At 71.5% G+C, this 21,308-nt stretch carries 19 protein-coding genes; 11 read left to right on the top strand and 8 right to left on the bottom strand.

Annotated elements, in window-relative coordinates; all coding sequences use genetic code 11:
- Positions 1 to 33: 33 nt before the first annotated feature.
- Complete coding sequence (locus tag OG959_RS02290) at positions 34 to 1,779, top strand: BCCT family transporter (RefSeq protein WP_326656277.1); 1,746 nt, start codon at positions 34 to 36, stop codon at positions 1,777 to 1,779.
- A gap of 97 nt (positions 1,780 to 1,876) precedes the next feature.
- On the opposite strand, the gene OG959_RS02285 is transcribed toward OG959_RS02290, so the two are convergent.
- On the bottom strand, positions 1,877 to 2,839 hold the full coding sequence (locus OG959_RS02285; protein ID WP_326656276.1) for an FAD-dependent oxidoreductase: 963 nt from the start codon (positions 2,837 to 2,839) through the stop codon (positions 1,877 to 1,879).
- A 173-nt stretch (positions 2,840 to 3,012) separates the two neighbouring features.
- Between OG959_RS02285 and OG959_RS02280 the strand changes: the two genes are divergently transcribed.
- The gene (locus OG959_RS02280; protein WP_326656275.1) at positions 3,013 to 4,650 is read left to right on the top strand and encodes an ABC-F family ATP-binding cassette domain-containing protein; all 1,638 of its coding nucleotides are present in this window, start codon (positions 3,013 to 3,015) and stop codon (positions 4,648 to 4,650) included.
- Between the two features lie 257 nt (positions 4,651 to 4,907).
- On the opposite strand, the gene OG959_RS02275 is transcribed toward OG959_RS02280, so the two are convergent.
- Together OG959_RS02275 and OG959_RS02270 are read right to left on the bottom strand one after the other, a co-directional pair.
- A complete protein-coding gene (locus tag OG959_RS02275) occupies positions 4,908 to 7,367 on the bottom strand; it encodes a Tex family protein (RefSeq protein WP_326656274.1) in 2,460 nt (819 codons plus the stop codon).
- Positions 7,368 to 7,522: 155 nt separating this feature from the next.
- Complete coding sequence (locus tag OG959_RS02270; protein ID WP_326656273.1) at positions 7,523 to 8,380, bottom strand: SCO6745 family protein; 858 nt, start codon at positions 8,378 to 8,380, stop codon at positions 7,523 to 7,525.
- A 133-nt stretch (positions 8,381 to 8,513) separates the two neighbouring features.
- Here OG959_RS02270 and OG959_RS02265 point away from each other — a divergent pair, with 133 nt between their 5' ends.
- Both OG959_RS02265 and OG959_RS02260 read left to right on the top strand, forming a co-directional pair.
- Positions 8,514 to 9,503: a GlxA family transcriptional regulator gene (locus OG959_RS02265; protein WP_326656272.1), complete on the top strand. Its 990-nt coding sequence runs from the start codon at positions 8,514 to 8,516 to the stop codon at positions 9,501 to 9,503.
- 20 nt (positions 9,504 to 9,523) lie between these two features.
- Positions 9,524 to 10,162 (top strand): DJ-1/PfpI family protein, encoded by a 639-nt coding sequence (locus OG959_RS02260; protein ID WP_326656271.1) that lies wholly within the window; start codon positions 9,524 to 9,526, stop codon positions 10,160 to 10,162.
- A 6-nt stretch (positions 10,163 to 10,168) separates the two neighbouring features.
- Here OG959_RS02260 and OG959_RS02255 read toward each other — a convergent pair whose 3' ends face one another.
- Positions 10,169 to 10,927 carry an enoyl-CoA hydratase/isomerase family protein gene (locus OG959_RS02255; protein ID WP_326656270.1) on the bottom strand — a complete coding sequence of 253 codons (759 nt, stop codon included), beginning with the start codon at positions 10,925 to 10,927 and terminating at the stop codon, positions 10,169 to 10,171.
- Positions 10,928 to 11,007: 80 nt separating this feature from the next.
- Here OG959_RS02255 and OG959_RS02250 point away from each other — a divergent pair, with 80 nt between their 5' ends.
- Both OG959_RS02250 and OG959_RS02245 read left to right on the top strand, forming a co-directional pair.
- Positions 11,008 to 11,631 (top strand): HdeD family acid-resistance protein, encoded by a 624-nt coding sequence (locus tag OG959_RS02250; protein ID WP_326656269.1) that lies wholly within the window; start codon positions 11,008 to 11,010, stop codon positions 11,629 to 11,631.
- Between the two features lie 134 nt (positions 11,632 to 11,765).
- Positions 11,766 to 12,221: an ATP-binding protein gene (locus OG959_RS02245; protein ID WP_326656268.1), complete on the top strand. Its 456-nt coding sequence runs from the start codon at positions 11,766 to 11,768 to the stop codon at positions 12,219 to 12,221.
- Positions 12,222 to 12,245: 24 nt separating this feature from the next.
- On the opposite strand, the gene idi is transcribed toward OG959_RS02245, so the two are convergent.
- The 4 genes from idi to galE form a co-directional block, all read right to left on the bottom strand.
- Positions 12,246 to 12,839, bottom strand: a complete 594-nt coding sequence (gene idi, locus OG959_RS02240) for an isopentenyl-diphosphate Delta-isomerase (protein ID WP_326656267.1) — start codon at positions 12,837 to 12,839, stop codon at positions 12,246 to 12,248.
- A gap of 149 nt (positions 12,840 to 12,988) precedes the next feature.
- Entirely contained in the window at positions 12,989 to 13,576 is a 588-nt protein-coding gene (locus tag OG959_RS02235) for a GNAT family N-acetyltransferase (protein ID WP_326656266.1), read from the bottom strand.
- A 70-nt stretch (positions 13,577 to 13,646) separates the two neighbouring features.
- Positions 13,647 to 14,588 (bottom strand): cation diffusion facilitator family transporter, encoded by a 942-nt coding sequence (locus OG959_RS02230; RefSeq protein WP_326656265.1) that lies wholly within the window; start codon positions 14,586 to 14,588, stop codon positions 13,647 to 13,649.
- 167 nt (positions 14,589 to 14,755) lie between these two features.
- Positions 14,756 to 15,739, bottom strand: a complete 984-nt coding sequence (gene galE / locus OG959_RS02225; RefSeq protein ID WP_326656264.1) for a UDP-glucose 4-epimerase GalE — start codon at positions 15,737 to 15,739, stop codon at positions 14,756 to 14,758.
- Between the two features lie 329 nt (positions 15,740 to 16,068).
- Here galE and OG959_RS02220 point away from each other — a divergent pair, with 329 nt between their 5' ends.
- The 5 genes from OG959_RS02220 to OG959_RS02200 are packed head-to-tail and all read left to right on the top strand — an operon-like array spanning position 16,069 to position 21,265.
- Complete coding sequence (locus OG959_RS02220) at positions 16,069 to 17,844, top strand: DUF5941 domain-containing protein (RefSeq protein WP_442805720.1); 1,776 nt, start codon at positions 16,069 to 16,071, stop codon at positions 17,842 to 17,844.
- Entirely contained in the window at positions 17,841 to 18,578 is a 738-nt protein-coding gene (locus tag OG959_RS02215; RefSeq protein ID WP_326656263.1) for a phosphocholine cytidylyltransferase family protein, read from the top strand. Before OG959_RS02220 ends, OG959_RS02215 begins: the two co-directional genes overlap by 4 nt.
- Positions 18,566 to 19,627 (top strand): iron-containing alcohol dehydrogenase family protein, encoded by a 1,062-nt coding sequence (locus tag OG959_RS02210; RefSeq protein WP_148016969.1) that lies wholly within the window; start codon positions 18,566 to 18,568, stop codon positions 19,625 to 19,627. The genes OG959_RS02215 and OG959_RS02210 overlap by 13 nt, the downstream gene beginning before the upstream one ends.
- The gene (locus OG959_RS02205) at positions 19,605 to 20,384 is read left to right on the top strand and encodes a CDP-alcohol phosphatidyltransferase family protein (protein ID WP_148016970.1); all 780 of its coding nucleotides are present in this window, start codon (positions 19,605 to 19,607) and stop codon (positions 20,382 to 20,384) included. Before OG959_RS02210 ends, OG959_RS02205 begins: the two co-directional genes overlap by 23 nt.
- A gap of 8 nt (positions 20,385 to 20,392) precedes the next feature.
- A complete protein-coding gene (locus OG959_RS02200; protein WP_326656262.1) occupies positions 20,393 to 21,265 on the top strand; it encodes a glycosyltransferase family 2 protein in 873 nt (290 codons plus the stop codon).
- The last annotated feature ends 43 nt before the right edge of the window (positions 21,266 to 21,308 follow it).

Here is a 21,308-nt window from a genome sequence, read left to right as displayed (position 1 = left end):
GCGAAATTTCAGCTTCCGTGAAAGGTGCCATTCGTGTCGCAGGACGATCAGAGAACGGGCGGCAGGGGGGACCTGTCGGTGACGGCGGATCTGCCCGGCGATCCGGCCCAGGGCCGGCGCCCCACGACCGACCGGGTGGTGTTCGGAGTCACCGCGGCCCTCACCCTCGCCTTCGTGGTCTGGGGAGCCACCGCCACCGACTCCCTGGAGGACGTGTCCGACACGCTGCTCGACGGCCTCCTCCACAACGGTGGCTGGGCCTTCATGCTGGCGGCCAGCGGATTCGTGGTCTTCGCCCTCTGGCTCGCCATCAGCAGGTACGGCAACATCACCCTCGGCCAGGAGGGCGAGAAGCCGGAGTTCAGGACGGTGTCCTGGGTCGCGATGATGTTCAGCGCCGGCATGGGCATCGGCCTGATGTTCTACGGGGTCAGCGAGCCGCTGGCGCACTTCACCGACCCGCCGCCCGGCACCCACCCCGCCGACGCCGCCGAAGCGATGCAGACGGCGATGGCCACCACCCTCTTCCACTGGACGCTCCATCCCTGGGCGATCTACGCGGTGGTCGGGCTGGCCATCGCGTACAGCACCTTCCGGCGTCGCAGGCGCCAGACGATCAGCGCGGTCTTCGAACCGCTCATCGGTGCCCGCCACGCCCACGGCGGCTTCGGCCGCCTGATCGACATCCTCGCCATCTTCGCCACGCTCTTCGGCTCGGCCGCCTCGCTGGGCCTGGGCGCCCTCCAGATCGGCAGCGGATTCCAGGAGCTGAACTGGCAGGAGAAGACGGGCACCGGCTTGCTGGTCCTGATCATCGCCGTGCTGACCGTCGCCTTCGTCGCCTCCGCGATCTCCGGTGTGGAGAAGGGCATCCAATGGCTGTCCAACATCAACATGGTGCTCGCCCTGATCCTCGCCGTCTTCGTGTTCATCGCGGGTCCGACGATCATCGTGCTGGATCTGCTGCCGACCTCGCTCGGCGCCTACCTCGGTGATCTTCCCCAGCTCATCGGACGCACCGAGGCGACCGGCGAGGGCGAGGTGGCCGAGTGGCTGGGCAGCTGGACGGTCTTCTACTGGGCCTGGTGGATCTCCTGGACGCCCTTCGTCGGCATGTTCATCGCCCGGATCAGCCGGGGCCGGACCATCCGCCAGTTCATCGGAGGCGTCATCCTCGTGCCCAGCACCGTGAGCCTGGTCTGGTTCGCGGTCTTCGGCGGAACCGCGATCAAGCTTCAGGAGGCCGGCAGGCTGAGCGGGGCGGACACCCCGGAGGCTCAGCTCTTCGGCGTACTGGACCAGTTCCCGATCGCCACGGTGATGAGTGTCCTGGTGATGGTTCTGGTCGGCATCTTCTTCGTCTCGGGCGCGGACGCCGCCTCCATCGTGATGGGCACCCTCTCCCAGAAGGGCATCCTCGAACCGGCCAAGTGGGTCGTGATCTTCTGGGGCGTCGTCACCGGCGCCGTGGCGGCGATCATGCTGCTCATCGGCAACGGCAAGGGCAACGCGCTGGAGGGTCTGCAGAACCTGACCATTCTGGTGGCGGCGCCCTTCACCATCGTGATGATCGGCATGTGCGTGGCACTGATGCGGGACCTGCGCGAGGACCCGCTGATCGTGCGCCGCGAGTTCGGCGTGGAAGCCGTCGAGTCCGCGGTCATCGAGGGGCACGCCAAGTACGACGGAGACTTCGAGATCCGGATCGGCCCCGGCGGCAGCCAGATCACCACCGAGCACCACGACAGGCCCGGGGGTTCGACGGCCGCAGGCGACTGAACCGCGTCGGGCACGGTGCACGGCGACGCGATGGAACCGGGTCCTGCCCGGCGCACCGCGACGCGACCGAACCGGGCCGCGCCCGGTAGGCGGCGGCTCAGCCCACCAGTTGGGCCGCCGCCCGCGCGCACCCGAGGGCCACCGTCACACCCGCACCTCCGTGCCCGTAGTTGTGCACCAGGCGCCCGCCGCCGGGCAGCGGCCCGGCCTCGATCCGCACCCCCGCGTCCCGGGCCGGCCGCAGCCCCACCCGGTGCCCGAGGACCCGCGCCCGCGCTATCTCCGGGCGGACCCGGGCGCACCGGGCCACGATCTCCCGCGCCGTACGGGGGTCGGGCACCGTGCTCCAGTCATCGGTGCCCGCCGTGCCACCGAGCACCAGCCGGCCCGGCTGCGGGAAGAAGTACGTCGTCTCGCTCGACGCCGGATCCGCCTCGGTGAACCACTCCTCGATGCCCGGATTCTCCACCAGCACCAACTGACCGCGCACCGGCCGCATCCCGGCGTCCGGGACCAGCTCCCGGGCGCCGATCCCCGTGCAGTTGACCACCGTCGCCGCCTCCGCGGCCGGCTCGTCGAACGACGAGACGCCGCGCCGCTCCACCGAGCCGCCGGCCGCTCTGACCCGCTCCTCCAGCCACGCCAGATGGACCGGCATGTCGATCAGTGGCAGCCGGCACCGCAGCCCTTCGGCGGTCTCCACCGCACCCTTCAGCTGCCCCGCCCACGGCCCGAGCCCGGCGAGCCGCTCGCCCCGGTGCACCCCCTTGACGAGCCGTACGCCGGTCTCCCGCGGACGGGCGGCCAGCTCCTCGTACCACCGGAGCGAGGCCAGCGACCAGTCGCTCACCCGGTCCTGCGGCTCGATCCGGTAGGGCCACCACAGACCGCCCGCGACCGCCGACGTCGTGGCCGCCGCCGGGGCCGCGGACCAGACCCGCACCCGGTCACCGCGTTCCGCGAGCACCATCGCCGTGGTGAGGCCACTGACCCCACCGCCCACCACGATCACATCCGACACTGCCGCCCCGCCGTTCCCGCTCGTTCGGTCTCCGCTCATGGCCGGACGCTAACGGAGTTCCTTCCTCGCGTGCTCCTCGTGGCACGTACGACGGGAAGCGTGCTGACCGCTCCCGTGGTGCACGGCTGAGGGCTCCGCCGGCCGTCCCCGCGAGCCACCGGCGGGCCTGACCGCCCGGGGCGGTCCGGCGGCCGATTAGGATCGGCACCCTGATGACTGCCACTCTCGTCGCCAAGGACCTCGCCGCCGGACACGGCGACCGCACTCTCTTCGCCGAGCTCGACCTCGTGGTCGCTCCCGGTGACGTGATCGGTCTCGTCGGAGTCAACGGCGCCGGTAAATCGTCGCTGCTCCGGCTCCTCGCAGGGCTCGACCAGCCGGAGGAGGGCGAGCTGCGGCTCTCCCCGCCCACCGCCACGGTCGGTCACCTGCCGCAGGAGCCGGAGCGCCGCCCCGACGAGACCGTGCGCGCGTTCCTGGCGCGCCGTACGGGTGTCGCCGACGCCCAGGCGACGATGGACACCGCCACGCAGGCCCTCGTGGACGGGGCACCCGGCGCCGACGACGCGTACTCCGAGTCGCTGGAGCGCTGGCTCGCACTCGGTGGCGCCGACCTGGATGAGCGGGCCGAGGAGGTCGCGGCCGACCTCGGTCTCACCGTGGGGCTCGACCTGCCGATGACGGCGCTCTCCGGCGGCCAGGCCGCCCGCGCCGGACTCGCCTCGCTCCTGCTGTCACGCTACGACGTCTTCCTGCTCGACGAGCCCACCAACGACCTCGACCTGGACGGTCTGGAACGGCTGGAGCGGTACGTCTCCGGGCTGCGCGCCGGCACGGTCGTCATCAGCCACGACCGCGAGTTCCTGATGCGCACGGTCACCAAGGTTCTGGAACTCGACCTCGCTCAGCAGCAGATCAACCTGTACGGCGGTGGCTACGCGGCCTACCTGGAGGAACGCGACCGGGCCCGAAGGCACGCGCGTGAGGAGTTCGAGGAGTACGCGGACAAGCGCTCGGCGCTCGAAGGCCGGGCCCTGATGCAGCGTTCCTGGATGGACAAGGGCGTCAGGAACGCCCGTCGCAAGGCCGGTGACTCGGACAAGATGGCCCGCAAGTTCCGCAGCGAGTCGAGCGAGAAGCAGGCCGCGAAGGCCCGGCAGACCCAGCGCATGATCGAGCGCCTCGATGTCGTGGACGAGCCGCGCAAGGAGTGGGAGCTGCGGATGGAGATCGCCTCCGCGCCCCGCTCCGGCTCCGTCGTCGCCACCCTGCGCGAGGCCCGGGGCGTCCTCGGCGACTTCGCCTTCGGGCCGGCCTCGCTCCAGATCGACTGGGCGGACCGGGTCGCCATCACCGGCGCCAACGGGGCCGGCAAGTCGACGCTGCTCGCCGCCCTGCTCGGGCGCCTCCCGCTGGACTCGGGGCACTCCAGCCTGGGCTCGGGTGTGGTGGTCGGCGAGGTCGACCAGGCACGGAAGCTGTTCCACGGCTCGGAGTCGCTCCTGGAGGCGTTCTGCGCCGCCGTCCCGGACACGGAACCCGCCGAGGTCCGTACGCTGCTCGCCAAGTTCGGCCTGCGCGCCGACCACGTGATGCGCCCGGCGACCACGCTCTCCCCGGGCGAACGCACCCGCGCGGGGCTCGCGCTCCTCCAGGGCCGCGGCGTCAACCTCCTGGTGCTGGACGAGCCCACGAACCACCTGGACCTGCCCGCGATCGAACAGCTGGAGTCGGCTCTCGACTCCTACACGGGGACGCTGCTGCTGGTCACGCACGACCGCCGGATGCTGGAGGCGGTCCGTACGACGCGCCGCGTCGAGGTAGCGGCGGGCCGCCTGACGGAAATCTGACCCGCCCGACCTTTCCGAACCCCCCGTCCCGCCGGCCTCCTCCACCTCTCCGGCCTCCTCCGTCCCGCCGCCCGCCTCCGCCTCTCCGCCCGCCTCCGTCCCTCCGGGGCACTCCCGCCCCCCCCGGCCCCCTCCAGCCCCTCCGGCGTTTGAGGAGCGGGGTCCGGGGCGGAGCCCCGGTTACGGGAAGGGGCGGGGCGGGGAGAAGGCCCGCCGCAGGCGCACCCCCTCCCGACCCCGCCGCACCCCCGCCAGGGCTACCGCTTCTTGCCGCCCTGCTTCGGATCCAACAGCCCCGCCCGCCGCAACGCGTCGGCCATCGCCCCGTTGGCCGGAGCCGAGGCCGGCGCCTGACGAGCGCCGCCACCGTTGCCGCCCCCGCCACCGCGCCGGTCACGCCCCTGGCCGCCCTGACCGCCGCCCTGACTGCCACGCGCACCCGGCGCGCCCTGCCCCTGCCCCTGTCGCTGCCGCGGCGGACGCCCGCCGCGCTCACCGGCGGCGGCGCCGGAGCCCGCACCGGAGCCGGTCCCGGAGCCCGCTCCCGCCTCGTCGTCCAGCCGCAGCGTCAACGAGATCCGCTTCCGTGGGATGTCGACCTCCATGACCTTGACCCGCACGATGTCACCCGGCTTCACGACATCCCGCGGGTCCTTCACGAAGGTCCTCGACATCGCCGACACATGCACCAGACCGTCCTGGTGCACCCCGACGTCGACGAACGCCCCGAACGCCGCGACGTTCGTCACGACGCCCTCCAGCACCATTCCGGAGGCCAGGTCGCCGATCTTCTCGACGCCTTCCTTGAAGGTGGCCGTCTTGAAGGCCGGACGCGGGTCGCGCCCCGGCTTCTCCAGCTCCTTGATGATGTCGGTGACGGTCGGCAGCCCGAACTTCTCGTCCACGTAGTCGTCGGCCCGGATCGACCGCAGCACACCCGTGTTGCCGATCAGCGAGGCGACGTCGCTCCCCGTCCGCTTCACCATCGCCCGGACGACCGGGTACGCCTCCGGGTGCACGCTGGACGCGTCCAGCGGGTCGTCACCGCGGATCCGCAGGAAGCCCGCGCACTGCTCGTACGCCTTCGGCCCCAGCCTGGCCACATCCTTGAGGCCCTTGCGGGACCGGAAGGGGCCATGGGCGTCGCGGTGCGCCACGATGTTCTCGGCGAGCCCCGAACCGATGCCGGAGACCCGCGAAAGCAGCGGCGCCGACGCGGTGTTGACGTCGACCCCGACCCCGTTCACACAGTCCTCGACGACCGCGTCCAGTGATCGCGACAGCTTCACCTCGGACAGGTCGTGCTGGTACTGCCCGACCCCGATGGACTTCGGGTCGATCTTCACCAGTTCGGCGAGCGGGTCCTGCAGCCGGCGCGCGATGGAGACGGCGCCGCGCAACGACACGTCCATGTCCGGGAGTTCCTGCGAGGCGAAGGCCGAGGCCGAGTAGACGGAGGCGCCCGCCTCCGACACCATCACCTTGGTCAGCTTCAACTCCGGGTGCTTGTCACACAGTTCACCGGCGAGCTTGTCCGTCTCGCGGGATGCCGTGCCGTTGCCGATCGCGATCAGATCGACATCGTGCGCCTTCGCCAACTGCTCCAGCTTGGCGAGCGCCTGGTCCCACTTGTTCGCCGGGACGTGCGGGTAGATGACATCGGTCGCGACGACCTTGCCGGTCGCGTCGACGACGGCGACCTTCACCCCGGTACGGAAACCGGGGTCGAGTCCCAGCGTGGACCGCGTGCCGGCCGGCGCGGCCAGCAGCAGGTCGCGCAGGTTGGACGCGAAGACGCGCACCGCCTCGTCCTCCGCCGCGGTGCGCAGCCGCAGCCGCAGGTCGATCCCGAGGTGGACGAGGATCCGGGTCCGCCACGCCCAGCGCACCGTGTCACCGAGCCACTTGTCGCCGGGGCGCCCGCGGTCGTTCACCCCGAAGCGCCGGGCCACCATGTTCTCGTAGCTGGACGGGCCGGGCGTCCCGGACGGCTCCTCCGGCTCCAGGACCAGGTCGAGGACGTCCTCCTTCTCGCCCCGGAGCATCGCCAGCACCCGGTGCGAGGGCAGTGCGGTGAACGGCTCCGCGAAGTCGAAGTAGTCCGCGAACTTGGCGCCCGCCTCCTCCTTGCCGTCCCGCACCCTGGCCATCAGCCGCCCGCGCGACCACATGCGCTCACGCAGGTCGCCGATGAGGTCGGCGTCCTCCGAGAAGCGCTCGGTGAGGATGGCGCGGGCCCCCTCCAAGGCCGCCGCGGCGTCCGCGACCCCCTTGTCCGCGTCGACGAACGCCGCGGCCGCGGCGAGCGGATCCGTCGACGGGTCGTCGAGCAGGCCCGAGGCGAGCGGTTCGAGACCGGCCTCACGGGCGATCTGGGCCTTGGTCCGCCGCTTCGGCTTGAACGGGAGGTAGATGTCCTCCAGCCGCGCCTTCGTGTCGGCGGCCCGGATCTGCGCCTCCAGCGCCTCGTCGAGCTTGCCCTGCTCCCGTACGGATTCGAGGATCGCCGCCCGGCGCTCCTCCAGCTCCCGCAGATACCGCAACCGCTCCTCGAGCGTGCGCAGCTGCGCATCGTCGAGCATCTCGGTGGCTTCCTTGCGGTAGCGCGCGATGAACGGCACGGTCGATCCGCCGTCGAGCAGCTCGACGGCCGCCTTCACCTGTCGCTCGCGTACGCCGAGCTCCTCGGCGATCCTGCCTTCGATGGACGTCGTCACGGTTCTACCGACTCGCCTTCTCCTGCTGGCTGTGCTGGTCGGGCCCGGGGCCGCCCGTTCGGGCGGGCACCGGAGCCACTCGCCTGCATTGTGCCGGGTGGCCGCGTGCCGTGTCGCCCGACCACCCCAGTTACCGGCCGCTGTTTTCCGGCAGGTCAGCCGGTCGCGTCCGCCGGAAACGCACCGGCCGCCAGCGCGATGCCGAGGAATCCGCGCCCCAGCTCCGTCAGCCGGGCCACGCCGGCGCCGCCGAGGTGCTCGTACGGTGCCAGGTCCATCCGGTCGGTGGTCTCCTCCAGGCCTGCCCGCAGCGCGGTGCCCTCTTCCGTCAGTTCACCCTCGGGGGTGAGCAGTCCACGCTCGCGCAGCCGCGCGGACGCGTCCTCCCAGTCGGTGCGCCGCCAGCCGCGGCTGGCCAGGATCCAGCGCGGCGCCATGCCCTTGCCGGTGGCCGTGTGGCTGACCAGGGCTTCCATCGGGTCGAGCGAGGCCGCGAGGAGAGCGGCGAGATGTGCGTCGCCGCGGTGCTCACGCAACAGCGTCGCGGCGTGCCAGTACGCCAGGTGCGGCTGCTGCGGCACCGGGAGGTCGGCGTGCGCCGCGTAGAGCGGCCGGGCGTGCCGAGTGCAGCCCTCGGTGGCGCGCAGGGCCAGCTGGGCCGCCTCGGCCATCTCGGGGGAGGCGATGACCTCCTCGCCGAGCAGCCGGCGCAGCGTCGAGTCGGCGGCCCGCAGCCGCGCCTTCAGGACCGCCTCGGGCGAGGCGATGTCCCAGATGGCGGGCACGTGCCTGGCCACGAGTGCGTGGTTGAAGTTGTAGAAGGTGGCGGTGACCGTTCCCGGGCCGACCGCGCCCATGGCGGCCGCACGCGAGGCGAAGTAGGCGGCGGAGGGATCGTCGATCCCGATCCCGCCGAGCTCCTTGCCGAGGTCGGGGGAGAAGTAGAGCGCGGAGTGCAGCGGGTTGAGGGCGTTGTGGCAGCGGCGTCCGGCACGGGGCGGAAGAGTACTCATACCCGCACGTTACCGACTGGTCGGTACGTGCCGGAACCCCAGGGCCCGGTGAATCACGCCGCATCCCGTGATGGCAGGAAAGGTGGGCAACCCGTCATTGCGGCCTTCCGTCCGGCTGCCCAGGATGGCTGACATGAAGCAGCGATCCGTCCTCGTCGTCCTCTTCGACGGCATCCAGAGCCTCGATGTCACCGGGCCCCTGGAGGTCTTCGCCGGTGCCTCCGGGTTCCCGGAGGTCTCGTACGAGCTGCGCACCGCCTCGCTGGACGGCGCGCCGGTGCGCTCGTCCAGCGGTCTCGTCCTGGTCCCCGACGGCAGCCTCGCCGACGCCGCGACGCCCCACACCCTGCTCGTCCCGGGCGGCGAGGGCACCCGGGACCCCGCCCCTGCTCTCGTCGACTGGCTGCGCGTGCACGGCCCGCGCCCGGAACGCCTCGTCTCCGTCTGCAGCGGCGCCCTGCTCCTCGCCGCGGCCGGACAGCTGGACGGGCACCGGGTGACCACCCACTGGAACGTCTGCGACCACCTGGCGCGTACCTACCCGGCCGTCGAGGTGGACCCCGAGCCGATCTTCGTACGCGACGGCCGGCTCGCCACCTCCGCCGGGGTCACCGCGGGCATCGATCTCGCCCTCGCGCTCGTCGAGGAGGACCACGGCCGGGAGGTGGCCCTCACGGTGGCGCGTCACCTGGTGGTCTTTCTGCGCAGACCCGGGAACCAGTCCCAGTTCAGCGCCCAGCTCACCGCTCAGACGGCCCGTCGCGAACCGCTGCGCGAGGTCCAGCACTGGATCGCCGAACACCCCGGCGAGGACCTCTCCGTCGAATCCCTCGCCGCCCGTGCCCGGCTCTCGGCGCGCCACTTCGCCCGCGCGTTCCAGGCGGAGACCGGCATGACCCCCGGCCGCTACGTCGACCGCGTGCGCCTCGAACAGGCCCGCCGGCTCCTGGAGGACACCACCGACGGAGTCATCGGGATCGCGCGCACCTGCGGCTACGGAACCCCGGAGGCGATGCGGCGGGCGTTCCTGAAGGCGCTGGGCACGGGACCCGCCGAATACCGGCGGCGGTTCAGCTCCCGCCCGGCGGGCGCGCCCGCCACCACGAAGCAGCTCACCCACTGACCGGAAGGCAGGCATTCACCATGCAGATCGCCATCGTCCTCTTCGACCGCTTCACGGCGCTGGACGCCGTAGGACCGTACGAGATCCTGAGCCGGGCGCCCGGCGCCGAGACCGTGTTCGTCGCAGAGTCGGCCGGCGCGGTGCGCAACGACAGCGGCGGCAGCCTGGCGCTGGTCGCCGACCGGACGCTGGCCGACGTCCCGGCACCCGACCTGGTGATCGTCCCCGGCGGCCCGGGACAGAGCGCCCAGATGGACAACGAGGCCCTCCTCGGCTGGTTGCGCCGGGCGGACGCCACCAGTACCTGGACGACCTCCGTCTGCACCGGATCGCTGCTGCTCGGGGCCGCGGGACTACTGAGGGGACGACGCGCCACCTCGCACTGGCTCGCGCGGGACACGCTGAAGGAGTACGGCGCCGAGCCGACCGGCGAACGCGTGGTCACCGACGGCAAGTACGTCACCGCCGCGGGCGTCTCCTCGGGCATCGACATGGGCCTCACCCTGCTCGGCCGGATCGCCGGTGACGAGCACGCCCAGGCCGTTCAACTGCTCACGGAGTACGACCCGCAGCCGCCGTACGACGCGGGATCACCCGAGAAGGCCCCGGCCGCCATGGTCGAGCGGTGGCGGGCCGGGAGCCGCTTCCTTCTCGAATAGGAGCCCCTACGCCCCGGCCGGCCACGTGAAGAGGGGGGAGCGGCGCTCCAGAAAGGCGGCGACCCCTTCCGCGGTGTCGCCACTGCGGCGCGCCTGCTCCGCCCAGTGCGCGTCCCGGTCCTCGCGCCCGGCGGCGAACTCCTTGGCCGCCGCCTGGGTCAGCTGCGAACGGGACACCAAGGTCCGTACGTACGCCTCGACGCGCTTGTCCAGCTCACCGACGGGCAGCACCTCGTCCACCAGACCGGTCCGCAGCGCCCGGTCCGTCCCGATCAGCTCACCGGAGAACAGCAGGTGCTTGGCGGTCGCCGGCCCCGTGAGCGCGACCAGCCGCCGCGTCGAAGAGGCGGGGTAGACGATGCCCAGCTTCGCCGGGGTGACGCCGAACGACGCGCCCTCCTGCGCGAACCGCAGATCGCAGGCGGCCGCCAGCTGGCTGCCCCCGCCCACGCAGTAGCCGCGCACCGCGGCGAGCGTCGGCCGGGGGAAGGCGGCCAGCGCCTCCTCCGCCTCCACGGCGAGACCCTGCGGGGCGCCCGAGGGGTCGCGGAGCGAGGAGATGTCCGCACCCGCGCAGAAGGTGTCCCCGGCGCCGGTCAGCACCAGGGCGCGCACCGACGGGTCGGCGGCCAGCTCGTCGAGCAGCACTGGCAGTGCCCGCCACATCGCGGCCGTCATCGGGTTGCGCTTGGCGGGGTTGCTGATGACGACGGTGGCGACGCCGTCCGCGACGGTGTGCTCCAGCCGGGGTTCCGTACGGTCCATACGCCGGATGCTATCCATGCCGTTCGAACCTATGATCAAGAAGGGGTCGCGAAGCAGGCACGCACCCTGAGGAGTGTCCGGTGGCCGATCCCGTGAAAGAGGGCAGGAAGCTCCACCGCAGTTTCAGCGGTCTGGCCCTGCTCGGCATCCTGCTCGTCGTCGCCGGCCTGGTCGGCCTCGTCTACACCGGCGTCGCGACGCTCACCTCGATGATCCTCTTCGGCTGGCTGCTGCTCATCGGCGGCCTGGTCGGGCTCCTCCACGCGATCCAGTCGCGCGGCACCAGCTACTTCTGGCTGGGTGTCGTCGTCGCGGCGCTGAACATCGCCGCCGGAGTCGTCGTCATCCGCCACCCCCACGGCACCGCCGAGGCACTGACCATGTTCGCCGCGCTGCTGTTCCTCACGGGCGGAGTGTTCCGCCTCGTCGGCAGCGTCGTGGTGCGCGGCCCCCAGTTCGGCTGGACGCTGCTGCAGGGCGCGTTCGGACTGCTGCTCGGGCTGCTGGTGCTCTTCGACTGGCCGCACAGCAGCCTCTACGTGCTCGGCTGCTTCTTCTCGCTCGCGCTGCTCTTCGACGGGCTGGGGCTCATCGCGATCGGTGTCGGCGGCCGGCGGATCGTGTCGATGGTCTCGGAACAGATGGCACCCGGCACCGAGGCGGACGGCCCCTCGGAGGAAGAGCAGAAGCAGTCCGAAAGCTGACGGACCCGCACCGAATCGGTCAAGTTCCGTCGATTGGAGTCGACTTCTGTTCAGTGGTACGGACCGAGCCGACTACGCCCCGCACCCTGTACTCGACGTGCAGTCACCACCGAGTGGAGAGCGGGTACCGGACAATGGAGAGCCGCGGGAGTGTCCCCGCCCGGCCCGTGTCGTACGAAGGGGTCTGGCGGTTCACCGCCCCGGCCACGGACGTCTCCGTACCCCAGGCCCGGCACGCCGTACGCGATCTGCTGGAGCGCCAGGGCGTCCCCGTGGACGACGACATCGCCCAGGGGCTGCTGCTCATCGTCTCCGAACTGGCGACCAACGCGGTGAAGCACGCCGCACTGCTCTCGCCGGAGCTCGCGGTCGAGGTCGCCGTGGGCGCCGAGTGGATCAGGGTGTCCGTCGAGGACAACCACCCCTACCGGCCGACGGCCCTGGAGACGGACTACGCGCAGACCGGCGGGCGCGGGCTCCTGCTCGTCCGTGAGATCACCCGGGAAGCGGGCGGCACCTGCGACGTGGAGCACACCGCGGGCGGCGGAAAGGTCATCTGGGCGGCCCTGCCGCTCAGCTCACGGCTGTGACCCCTCCGCGCCGGCGGGTCGCGCCTACCAGCCCGCAGCGGGTCCGGTCAGTTCCCGGACCGCGGGACGGGCGGCGTCCAGCACCGTCATGAACCAGGCGGAGAAGGGCGCCCGGGCATGCCGCTCGGTCAGCTCCCCGGCCGTCACGAAGGCCGTCTCGCCCACCTCCTCGGGATCCGGCCGCAGCTGCTCCTGGGCCATGCCCACGAAGAGGTGGTTGAACTCCTGCTCGACCAGACCCGACGCGGGATCCGGGTGGTTGTAGCGCACCGTGCCCGCCTCGGCCAGCAGCGAGGGCGAGACACCCAGCTCCTCGTACGTCCGCCGGGCGGCGGCGGCGAAGGGCGCCTCACCCGGATAGGGGTGGCCGCAGCAGGTGTTGGACCAGACACCGGGGGAGTGGTACTTGCCGAGCGCGCGGCGCTGGAGCAACAGGCGGCCCTGCTCGTCGAAGAGGAACACGGAGAACGCCCGGTGGAGTTGACCCGGTGCCTGGTGGGCGGCGAGCTTCTCCGCCGTGCCGATGGTGGTGCCGTTCTCGTCGACCAGTTCGAGCATGATCGCTTCTGCTGCGCCGTTCGACGAGTTGTTCGCCGCGGTGGCTGGTGTGGTCGGCATACCCATCCTTCGCTATGGACTCGGCCCCGAGCGCCGGTCCCGTCGAGTCTGCTCAAGTCTGCCGTACAAAAGCGGCTTGTCCGCACTTCGGGTGCTGGCATGTCCGGCCCCGCCGCACCGCCCGGGCGCGCCGGGGCCCGGACGGCGCGTCAGACCCCGAACGCCGCCGGATACTCGATCGTGCCCTGCGCGACGGCCGCGGAACCATCGAGGACCAGGGCCATCATCGCCTCGTCGGGCACCTCGAAACCTGGCCGGATTCCGTACCGCGAGGCGGGCACGAAACCGAACTTCGGGTAGTACTCGGGATGACCGAGCACCAGGACCAGCGACTCCCCGCGCAAGCGTGCGGCATCGAGCAGGGCCCGCACGACGGCCTGCCCCGCGCCACGGCGCTGGTACGCGGGGGCGGTGGCCACCGGGGCCAGGGCGAGAGCCGGTACGCCCCCGACCAGGCAGCGGGTCAGCAGGGCGCAGGCGGCGAGGGTCCCGTCGGGCGCCTCGGCGACGTACGAGAGCCCGGGCAGCCAGGCCGACGGGTCCTCGCGCAGGGCGTCGACCAGGCCGGCTTCGGCCTCCGTCGGGAACGCGGCGGCGTTGACCGCGTGCACGGCCGCGATGTCCGCAGCGGTCTCGGGGCGGGTGGTCCAGCGGGCTTCGGCGGACGGACGCCCCGGATCGCGATCATGCGGGAAAGAAAGAGGCGAGCCGTTCAGAGAGTGGTCGTCGTCGGTCAACGTGGGCAGCCCTTGAGTGATTCGTACATCGCTGCGAAAACCCTACACCGCGGGTTCGCCCGGGCCCGTGTCAGTGGCAGAGCTTCGCCTCGTGCTCGGCGTGGCCGCTCGGCTCCAGCTGGAAGGTGCAGTGCTCGACGTCGAAGTGGTCGCCGAGGCAGCCCTGCAGTTCGTGGAGGAGCTTCTCGTGCCCGATCGAGTCGAGGAACTCCTGATGCACCACCACATGCGCGGAGAGGACCGGCATGCCCGAGGTGATCGTCCAGGCATGCAGGTCATGGACGTCCAGCACCCCGGGCAGCGCCGTGATGTGATCGCGCACCTCGCCCATGTCGACCCCCGGCGGCGCCGACTCGAGGAGGACGTTCAGCGTCTCGCGGAGCAGCTTCACCGTGCGCGGGACGATCATGAGCCCGATGACCAGCGAGGCGACCGGGTCCGCGGCCTGCCAGCCCGTCGCCAGGATGATGCCCGCCGAGACCAGCACGGTCACCGAGCCCAGGGCGTCCGCCAGCACCTCCAGATAGGCGCCGCGCACGTTGAGGCTGTCCTTCTGCCCACGCATCAGCAGGGACAGGGACACCATGTTCGCGACCAGGCCGACCAGGGCGAAGGCGATCGTCAGCCCGCCCCGCGTCTCGGCCGGGGTGGTGAAACGCTCCACCGCCTCGAAGAGCAGATAGCCGCCCACACCGAGCAGCAGGACACAGTTGGCCAGCGCGGCGAGGATCTCCGCGCGGGCGTAGCCGAAGGTCCGGTTCGGCCCGGCCGGTTTGTTCGCGAAGTGGATCGCCAGCAGTGCCATGCCAAGACCGAGGGCGTCGGTCGCCATGTGCGCGGCGTCGGCGATCAGCGCGAGGGAGCCCGACAGCACACCTCCGACGACCTCCATGACCGCCACGGCGAGCGTGATGCCCAGCGCGATCCTCAGCCGCCCCTTGTACGCGGCGGCCGCCGTGCCGGTGGGCGCGGGCCCTCCGTGCGCATGTCCGTGATCGTGCCCTGCCCCCATGGGGACGCCTCCCGGTCGTCTGCGGGCCCGGACGCGAACGGCCCGGGCACTGTCAGTGAACTACGGGTGGGGGGTATCGGGCAACCCGGCACTGAACACCGTTGTCAACTGCTCTGACCTGCGGAAATGCTTGCAGGTCAGAGCGGCGCGCCGGACCGTTCGACCGCCTACCGGGCCACTGTGCCGGGATGGTGCAGCAGCCAGCCCTGCCAGGCCGACTCGACCATCTCGCGCACCCCGCGCCCGGCCGTCCAGCCCAGCTCCCCGGACATCCGCTCGCACGAGGCGACCGCCTTCGCGGCGTCCCCGGCGCGGCGCGGCTCGATCTCCGGCTTCAGCTCGTGGCCGGTGACCTCCGCCACCAGATCGGCGAGCTCGCGCACCGAGACGCCCTCGCCGCGGCCGATGTTCACGGTCAGGTCCCCGGGTCCGTCCTGTGCGGCCAGCTGCCGGGCCACGGCCAGATGCGCGTCGGCCAGATCGGCCACGTGGATGTAGTCGCGGATGCAGGTGCCGTCCGGTGTGGCGTAGTCGTCCCCGAAGATCCTCGGGGCCTCACCGCGGGTCAGCCGGTCGAAGAACATCGGAATCACGTTGAAGACGCCCGTGTCCGACAGCTGCGGCTCGGCGGCGCCCGCCACGTTGAAGTAGCGCAGGCAGCCGGTGGACAGCCCGTGGGCCCGCCCGGCCGCCCGGACCAGCCACTCGCCGGCGAGCTTGGTCTCGCCGTACGGGCTGATCGGGACGCAGGGGGCCGCCTCGGTGATCATCTCCGCCTCCGGTACGCCGTAGACCGCGGCCGACGACGAGAACAGGAAGCGTCGTACCCCGGCGGCCGCCACGGCCTCCAGGAGGATGTTCAGCCCGGTGACGTTCTCCCGGTAGTACAGAAGCGGCTTCTCGACGGATTCGCCGACCTGCTTCTTCGCTGCGAGATGCACCACACCGGTCACCTCGTGCTCCGCGAGCACCCGGTCCAGCAGCGCACGGTCGGCCGCCGAGCCCCGGATCAGCGGGACGTCGTCCGCCAGCCGGTCCGGATTGCCCGTCGAGAGGTCGTCGAGCACGACCACCCGCTCTCCGGCTCCCCTCATCGCCCGCACCACGTGGGCCCCGATGTATCCGGCTCCGCCGGTGATCAGCCATGTCATGGCGGCCAGGTTAGAGGGTCCGGCGACGGGGGCACGGCGTCGCGTGCCCGTCGCCTGTGACGCAGGACCCGTGTTTTGTCAGGCGGGGCGGCCATCGACGATGATGATCGCGGACGGGGCCGGATGATGCCGGTCCCCCCGGAACGGAGCACAAACGGGCAGTGAACTCCCGCTTCCGTTCATCCGATAGCCTCTGCCGACATGCCGCCGGCCGTATTCAGGGCCGCACTGTCGCGCGCCGACCCGTGTTCAGCACCAAGGAGTGAGTTCGTCTGTCGACCGCCATTCTCACAGGTGCTCCGGTACCCGGATCCTCGCTCCAGGACGATCTGAGGTCACTGGGCTTCGACGTACAGACCGCCGCCGACGTCACCGAGGCGGCCCGGTTGCTGTCGGCGGTGCCGGCCGAGAGCCGCGTCGCCCTCGTCGACCCCCGCTTCGTCGGTCATGTTCACGCCCTACGGCTCGGACTGACCGACCCCCGCTTCCCCGCCGCCACCGTTCCCGGAGCGCTCACCGCGCAGCCCGAGGCGCGCCCCGCCCTGGTCCGCGCCCTGCGCACCACCACCGAGGCGGTCGGTGCCGGAGTTCCCGCGGTGCCGCCCGGCAGCACCGTCACGGTCAGCGACCGCACGGTGCCCGGCCGGCTCGCCGCCACGATGGACGCCGAGGGCACCGCGGTCCAGCGCCCGGAGCTCGGCTCGCTCGTCGCCACCGTGCCGGCGGATGAGGCCGCACGCGCCACCGCGCGGTCCGGTGTCGCCGCCGTCGATGACGAGGCGGTCCGGCTGCGCGGCGCCGTGAAGGCCCGCGACGGCTTCTTCACCACGTACTGCATCAGCCCGTACTCGCGCTACATCGCCCGCTGGTGCGCGCGCCGCGGCTTCACACCGAACCAGGTCACCACCGCGTCCCTGCTGACCGCGCTGGTCGCGGCCGGCTGCGCCGCCACCGGCACCCGCGGCGGATACGTCGCCGCCGGGCTGCTCCTCCTCTTCTCCTTCGTGCTGGACTGCACCGACGGGCAGCTCGCCCGCTACTCGCTGCAGTACTCGACGATGGGCGCCTGGCTCGACGCCACCTTCGACCGGGCCAAGGAGTACGCCTACTACGCGGGTCTCGCCCTCGGCGCGGCACGCGGCGGTGACGACGTCTGGGCGCTGGCGCTCGGCGCGATGGTGCTCCAGTCCTGCCGCCATGTGATCGACTTCTCGTTCAACGAGGCCAACCACGACGCGGTCGCGAACTCCAGCCCCACAGCCGCCCTCTCCGACAAGCTCGACAGCGTCGGCTGGACGGTTTGGGTGCGCCGCATGATCGTGCTCCCGATCGGTGAGCGCTGGGCGATGATCGCCGTACTGACCGCGGTGACCACCCCGCGGATCGTCTTCTACGCGCTCCTCGTCGGCTGCGCCTTCGCCGCCTGCTACACCACCGCCGGGCGGCTGCTGCGGTCCCTGACCCGCAAGGCCCGCCGCACCGACCGTGCCGCCAAGGCCCTCGCCGACCTCGCCGACTCCGGCCCGATCGCCGAACTCGTGGCGGCCCGCGGCCCCCGGATCCCCGGCGCCTGGAGCGCCCCGGTGGTGGCGGTCGTCGGTACCGGCGCACTGATCGCCGCCGCGCTGCAGCAGCCCTTCGGCAGCCGGCAGATGATCGCAGCCGCCGTCTTCTACGCGATCTGCTCCGGCATAGCCGTCGCCCGGCCCCTCAAGGGTGCGCTCGACTGGCTCGTGCCTCCCGTCTTCCGGGCGGCGGAGTACTGCACGTTCCTCATCCTGGCCGCGCGCAGCGACATCGACGGTGCGCTTCCCGCGGCCTTCGGGCTGGTTTCGGCGGTCGCCTACCATCACTACGACACGGTGTACCGCATCCGAGGCGGCACCGGCGCCCCGCCGAAGTGGCTGGTGCGCACGATCGGCGGTCACGAGGGCCGGACCCTGGTGGTGGCCGTACTCGCCGCCGTACTGACGGGGGCCTCCGACTTCACCGTGGCCCTCACCGCCCTCGCGGTTGCCGTGGCACTGGTCGTGCTCGTGGAATCCATCCGTTTCTGGGTGTCCTCCGGGGCGCCCGCCGTTCACGACGAAGGAGAGCCCGCATGATCGGCCTCGTACTGGCAGCCGGCGCAGGACGGCGCCTGCGCCCCTACACGGACACGCTCCCCAAGGCCCTCGTGCCGGTGGACGGCGAGAAGACGGTCCTCGACCTCACGCTGGCCAACTTCGCCGAGATCGGGCTCACCGAGGTCGCGATCGTCGTCGGCTACCGCAAGGAAGCGGTCTACGACCGCAAGGAGGAGCTGGAGGCGAAGTACGGCCTGAAGCTCACCCTCGTCGACAACGACAAGGCCGAGGAGTGGAACAACGCCTACTCGCTGTGGTGCGCCCGTGAGGTCCTCAAGCGCGGAGTGATCCTCGCCAACGGCGACACCGTGCACCCCGTCTCCGTCGAGCGGACCCTGCTGGACGCGCGTGGCAAGGGCCAGAAGATCATTCTTGCCCTCGACACGGTGAAGAACCTCGCCGACGAGGAGATGAAGGTCATCACCGACGGTGACAAGGGTGTGCGGCGGATCACGAAGCTGATGGACCCCGCCACCGCCACCGGCGAGTACATCGGCGTCACCCTCATCGAGGCCGAGGCCGCCGAGGAGCTGGCCGACGCGCTGAAGGCCACCTTCGAGCGGGACCCGGACCTCTACTACGAGGACGGCTACCAGGAGCTCGTCAACCGCGGCTTCACCGTCGACGTGGCCCCGATCGGCGAGGTCACCTGGGTCGAGATCGACAACCACGACGACCTCGCGAAGGGCAGGGAGATCGCGTGCCGGTACTGACCCGACTCATTCCCTCCCCGGTCTTCGTCGACATCAGCCGGGGCGCCATGGACGACCTGGCCGGTCTTCTCGTCGACCAGCGGATCTCCGCATCCGGCAAGCTCGCGATCGCCATCAGCGGTGGCTCCGGGCAGGCCCTGCGCGAGACGCTCGCCCCGGCCCTGCCGGGCGCCGACTGGTACTGCGTCGCCGGCGGCAACATCGACGCCGCCGTGAAGCTGGCCGACGACATCAAGGGCAAGCGCTACGACGCCGTGGTCGGCCTCGGTGGCGGCAAGATCATCGACGTGGCGAAGTACGCCGCGGCCCGGGTCGGCCTGCCGCTCGTCTCGGTCGCCACGAACCTCGCCCACGACGGTCTCTGCTCGCCCGTCGCCACCCTGGACAACGACAACGGCCGGGGCTCCTACGGGGTCCCGATGCCGATCGCCATGGTCATCGACCTCTCGGTGATCCGCCAGGCACCGGACCGCTTCGTGCGCTCCGGCGTCGGCGACGCGATCTCCAACATCTCCGCGATCGCCGACTGGGAGCTCTCGCACCAGGTCAACAACGAGCAGATCGACGGACTGGCCGCCGCCATGGCCCGTACGGCAGGCGAAGCCGTCCTGCGGCACCCCGGCACCGTCGCCGACGACGAGTTCCTCACGGTCCTGGCCGAGTCGCTGGTGCTCTCCGGCATCGCCATCTCGATCAGCGGTGACACCCGTCCGTCTTCCGGCGCCTGCCACGAGATCAGCCACGCCTTCGACCTGCTCTTCCCCAAGCGGGCCGCCAGCCACGGCGAGCAGGTCGGCCTCGGCGCCGCCTTCGCCATGCACCTGCGCGGCGCCCGCGAGGAGTCCGGCCTCTTCGCCGAGGTCCTGCGCCGGCACGGTCTGCCGGTCGTGCCCGAGGAGATCGGCTTCACCGTCGACGAGTTCGTCCAGGCCGTCGACTACGCCCCGCAGACCCGCCCGGGACGCTTCACGGTCCTGGAGCACCTCAACCTGTCCACCGACCAGATCAGGGACGCGTACGCCGACTATGCCAAGACCATCAGTAGCTGAACTCCGCCCTGTCGTTCACCCCCCGGGCGTCAAGGACCGGCGCAGCGGCGAACACTGGGCGGGCCGGATATACATGCGCGAGGTCTCGCTGCGTGTGGACCGGTACCTGGTGAACACCAAGGTGACGCCCAACCAGCTGACCTACCTGATGACCGTGGCCGGTGTGCTCGCCGCTCCGGCCCTGCTCGTCCCGGGCATCCCCGGTGCGCTGCTCGGCGTCCTCATGGTCCAGCTCTACCTGCTGCTGGACTGTGTCGACGGCGAGCTCGCCCGCTGGAAGAAGCAGTTCTCCCTGGGCGGGGTCTACCTGGACCGGGTCGGCGCCTATCTCTGCGACGCCGCCGTGCTCGTCGGCTTCGGCCTGCGTGCCGCGGACCTGTGGGGCACCGGGCGGATCGACTGGCTGTGGGCCTTCCTGGGCACGCTCGCCGCGCTGGGCGCCATCCTGATCAAGGCCGAGACCGACCTGGTCGGGGTCGCACGCCACCAGGGCGGGCTGCCGCCGGTCAAGGAGTCCGCCTCCGAGCCGCGCTCCTCCGGCATGGCGTTCGCCCGCCGGGCAGCCGGTGCGCTCAAGTTCCACCGGCTGATCCTGTGCGTCGAGGCGTCGCTCGTCATTCTGGTCGCGGCCGTCCTGGACGCGGTCCGCGACGACCTCTTCTTCAGCCGCCTCGCGGTCGCGGTGCTGGCCGGCATCGCCCTGCTGCAGACCCTCCTCCACCTCGTGTCGGTCCTGGCATCGAGCAGGCTGAAGTGAGCTCCCCCATGAAACTCGGCGCGGTCATCATCACGATGGGCAACCGCCCGGCCGAGCTGCGCGCCCTGCTCGATTCGGTCGCCGAGCAGGACGGCGACCGTATCGAGGTGGTCGTCGTCGGCAACGGTTCCGCCGTCCCTGAGGTCCCCGCAGGCGTGCGGACCGTCGAGCTGCCCGAGAACCTGGGCATCCCCGGCGGCCGCAACGTGGGCATCGAGGCCTTCGGCCCGTCCGGTGCCGACGTCGACGCCCTGCTCTTCCTCGACGACGACGGGCATCTGCCGCTCACCGACACCGCCGAGCTGTGCCGGCAGGCGTTCGAGGCCGATCCGAAGCTCGGCATCATCAGCTTCCGGATCGCCGACCCGGACACCGGCGAGACCCAGCGCCGCCATGTGCCGCGGCTGCGCGCCGCCGACCCGATGCGTTCGTCGCGGGTGACGACCTTCCTCGGCGGCGCCAACGCCGTACGCACCCGGGTCATCGCCGAGGTCGGCCCGCTGCCGGGCGACTTCTTCTACGCGCACGAGGAGACCGATCTCGCCTGGCGGGCGCTGGACGCCGGCTGGCTGATCGACTACCGCGCGGACATGGTCCTGAACCACCCCACGACCGCTCCGTCCCGCCATGCCGTCTACCACCGGATGGTCGCCCGGAACCGGGTCTGGCTGGCGCGGCGCAATCTTCCCGCGCCGCTGGTCCCGGTGTATCTCGGGGTGTGGCTGCTGCTGACCCTGCTCCGCAAGCCCTCGGGCCCGGCGCTGAAGGCATGGTTCGGCGGCTTCCGGGAAGGGTGGTCGACACCCTGCGGACCGCGTCGCCCGATGAAGTGGCGTACGGTATGGCGGCTGACCAGACTCGGCCGGCCTCCGGTGATCTGAGAGGGTTCGCCTCTGGGAGCATGAGGCGTAAATTTTCTTGTCG

The sequence above is a fragment of the Streptomyces sp. NBC_00385 genome (assembly GCF_035917155.1).
GTDB classification, from domain to species: Bacteria; Actinomycetota; Actinomycetes; order Streptomycetales; family Streptomycetaceae; genus Streptomyces; species Streptomyces poriferorum.
The sequence above is the reverse complement of the archived record's forward strand: the minus strand, read 5'-3'. Positions and strand labels throughout refer to the sequence as shown.

Coding starts and splice junctions, on each gene's coding strand:
- OG959_RS02285 (WP_326656276.1), bottom strand. CDS start 2,839: ATGAGCGGAGACCGAACGAGCGGGAACGGCGGGGCGGCAGTGTCGGAT.
- OG959_RS02280 (WP_326656275.1), top strand. CDS start 3,013: ATGACTGCCACTCTCGTCGCCAAGGACCTCGCCGCCGGACACGGCGAC.
- OG959_RS02270 (WP_326656273.1), bottom strand. CDS start 8,380: ATGAGTACTCTTCCGCCCCGTGCCGGACGCCGCTGCCACAACGCCCTC.
- OG959_RS02265 (WP_326656272.1), top strand. CDS start 8,514: ATGAAGCAGCGATCCGTCCTCGTCGTCCTCTTCGACGGCATCCAGAGC.
- OG959_RS02260 (WP_326656271.1), top strand. CDS start 9,524: ATGCAGATCGCCATCGTCCTCTTCGACCGCTTCACGGCGCTGGACGCC.
- OG959_RS02255 (WP_326656270.1), bottom strand. CDS start 10,927: ATGGACCGTACGGAACCCCGGCTGGAGCACACCGTCGCGGACGGCGTC.
- OG959_RS02245 (WP_326656268.1), top strand. CDS start 11,766: ATGGAGAGCCGCGGGAGTGTCCCCGCCCGGCCCGTGTCGTACGAAGGG.
- idi (WP_326656267.1), bottom strand. CDS start 12,839: ATGCCGACCACACCAGCCACCGCGGCGAACAACTCGTCGAACGGCGCA.
- OG959_RS02230 (WP_326656265.1), bottom strand. CDS start 14,588: ATGGGGGCAGGGCACGATCACGGACATGCGCACGGAGGGCCCGCGCCC.
- galE (WP_326656264.1), bottom strand. CDS start 15,739: ATGACATGGCTGATCACCGGCGGAGCCGGATACATCGGGGCCCACGTG.
- OG959_RS02215 (WP_326656263.1), top strand. CDS start 17,841: ATGATCGGCCTCGTACTGGCAGCCGGCGCAGGACGGCGCCTGCGCCCC.
- OG959_RS02205 (WP_148016970.1), top strand. CDS start 19,605: ATGCCAAGACCATCAGTAGCTGAACTCCGCCCTGTCGTTCACCCCCCG.
- OG959_RS02200 (WP_326656262.1), top strand. CDS start 20,393: ATGAAACTCGGCGCGGTCATCATCACGATGGGCAACCGCCCGGCCGAG.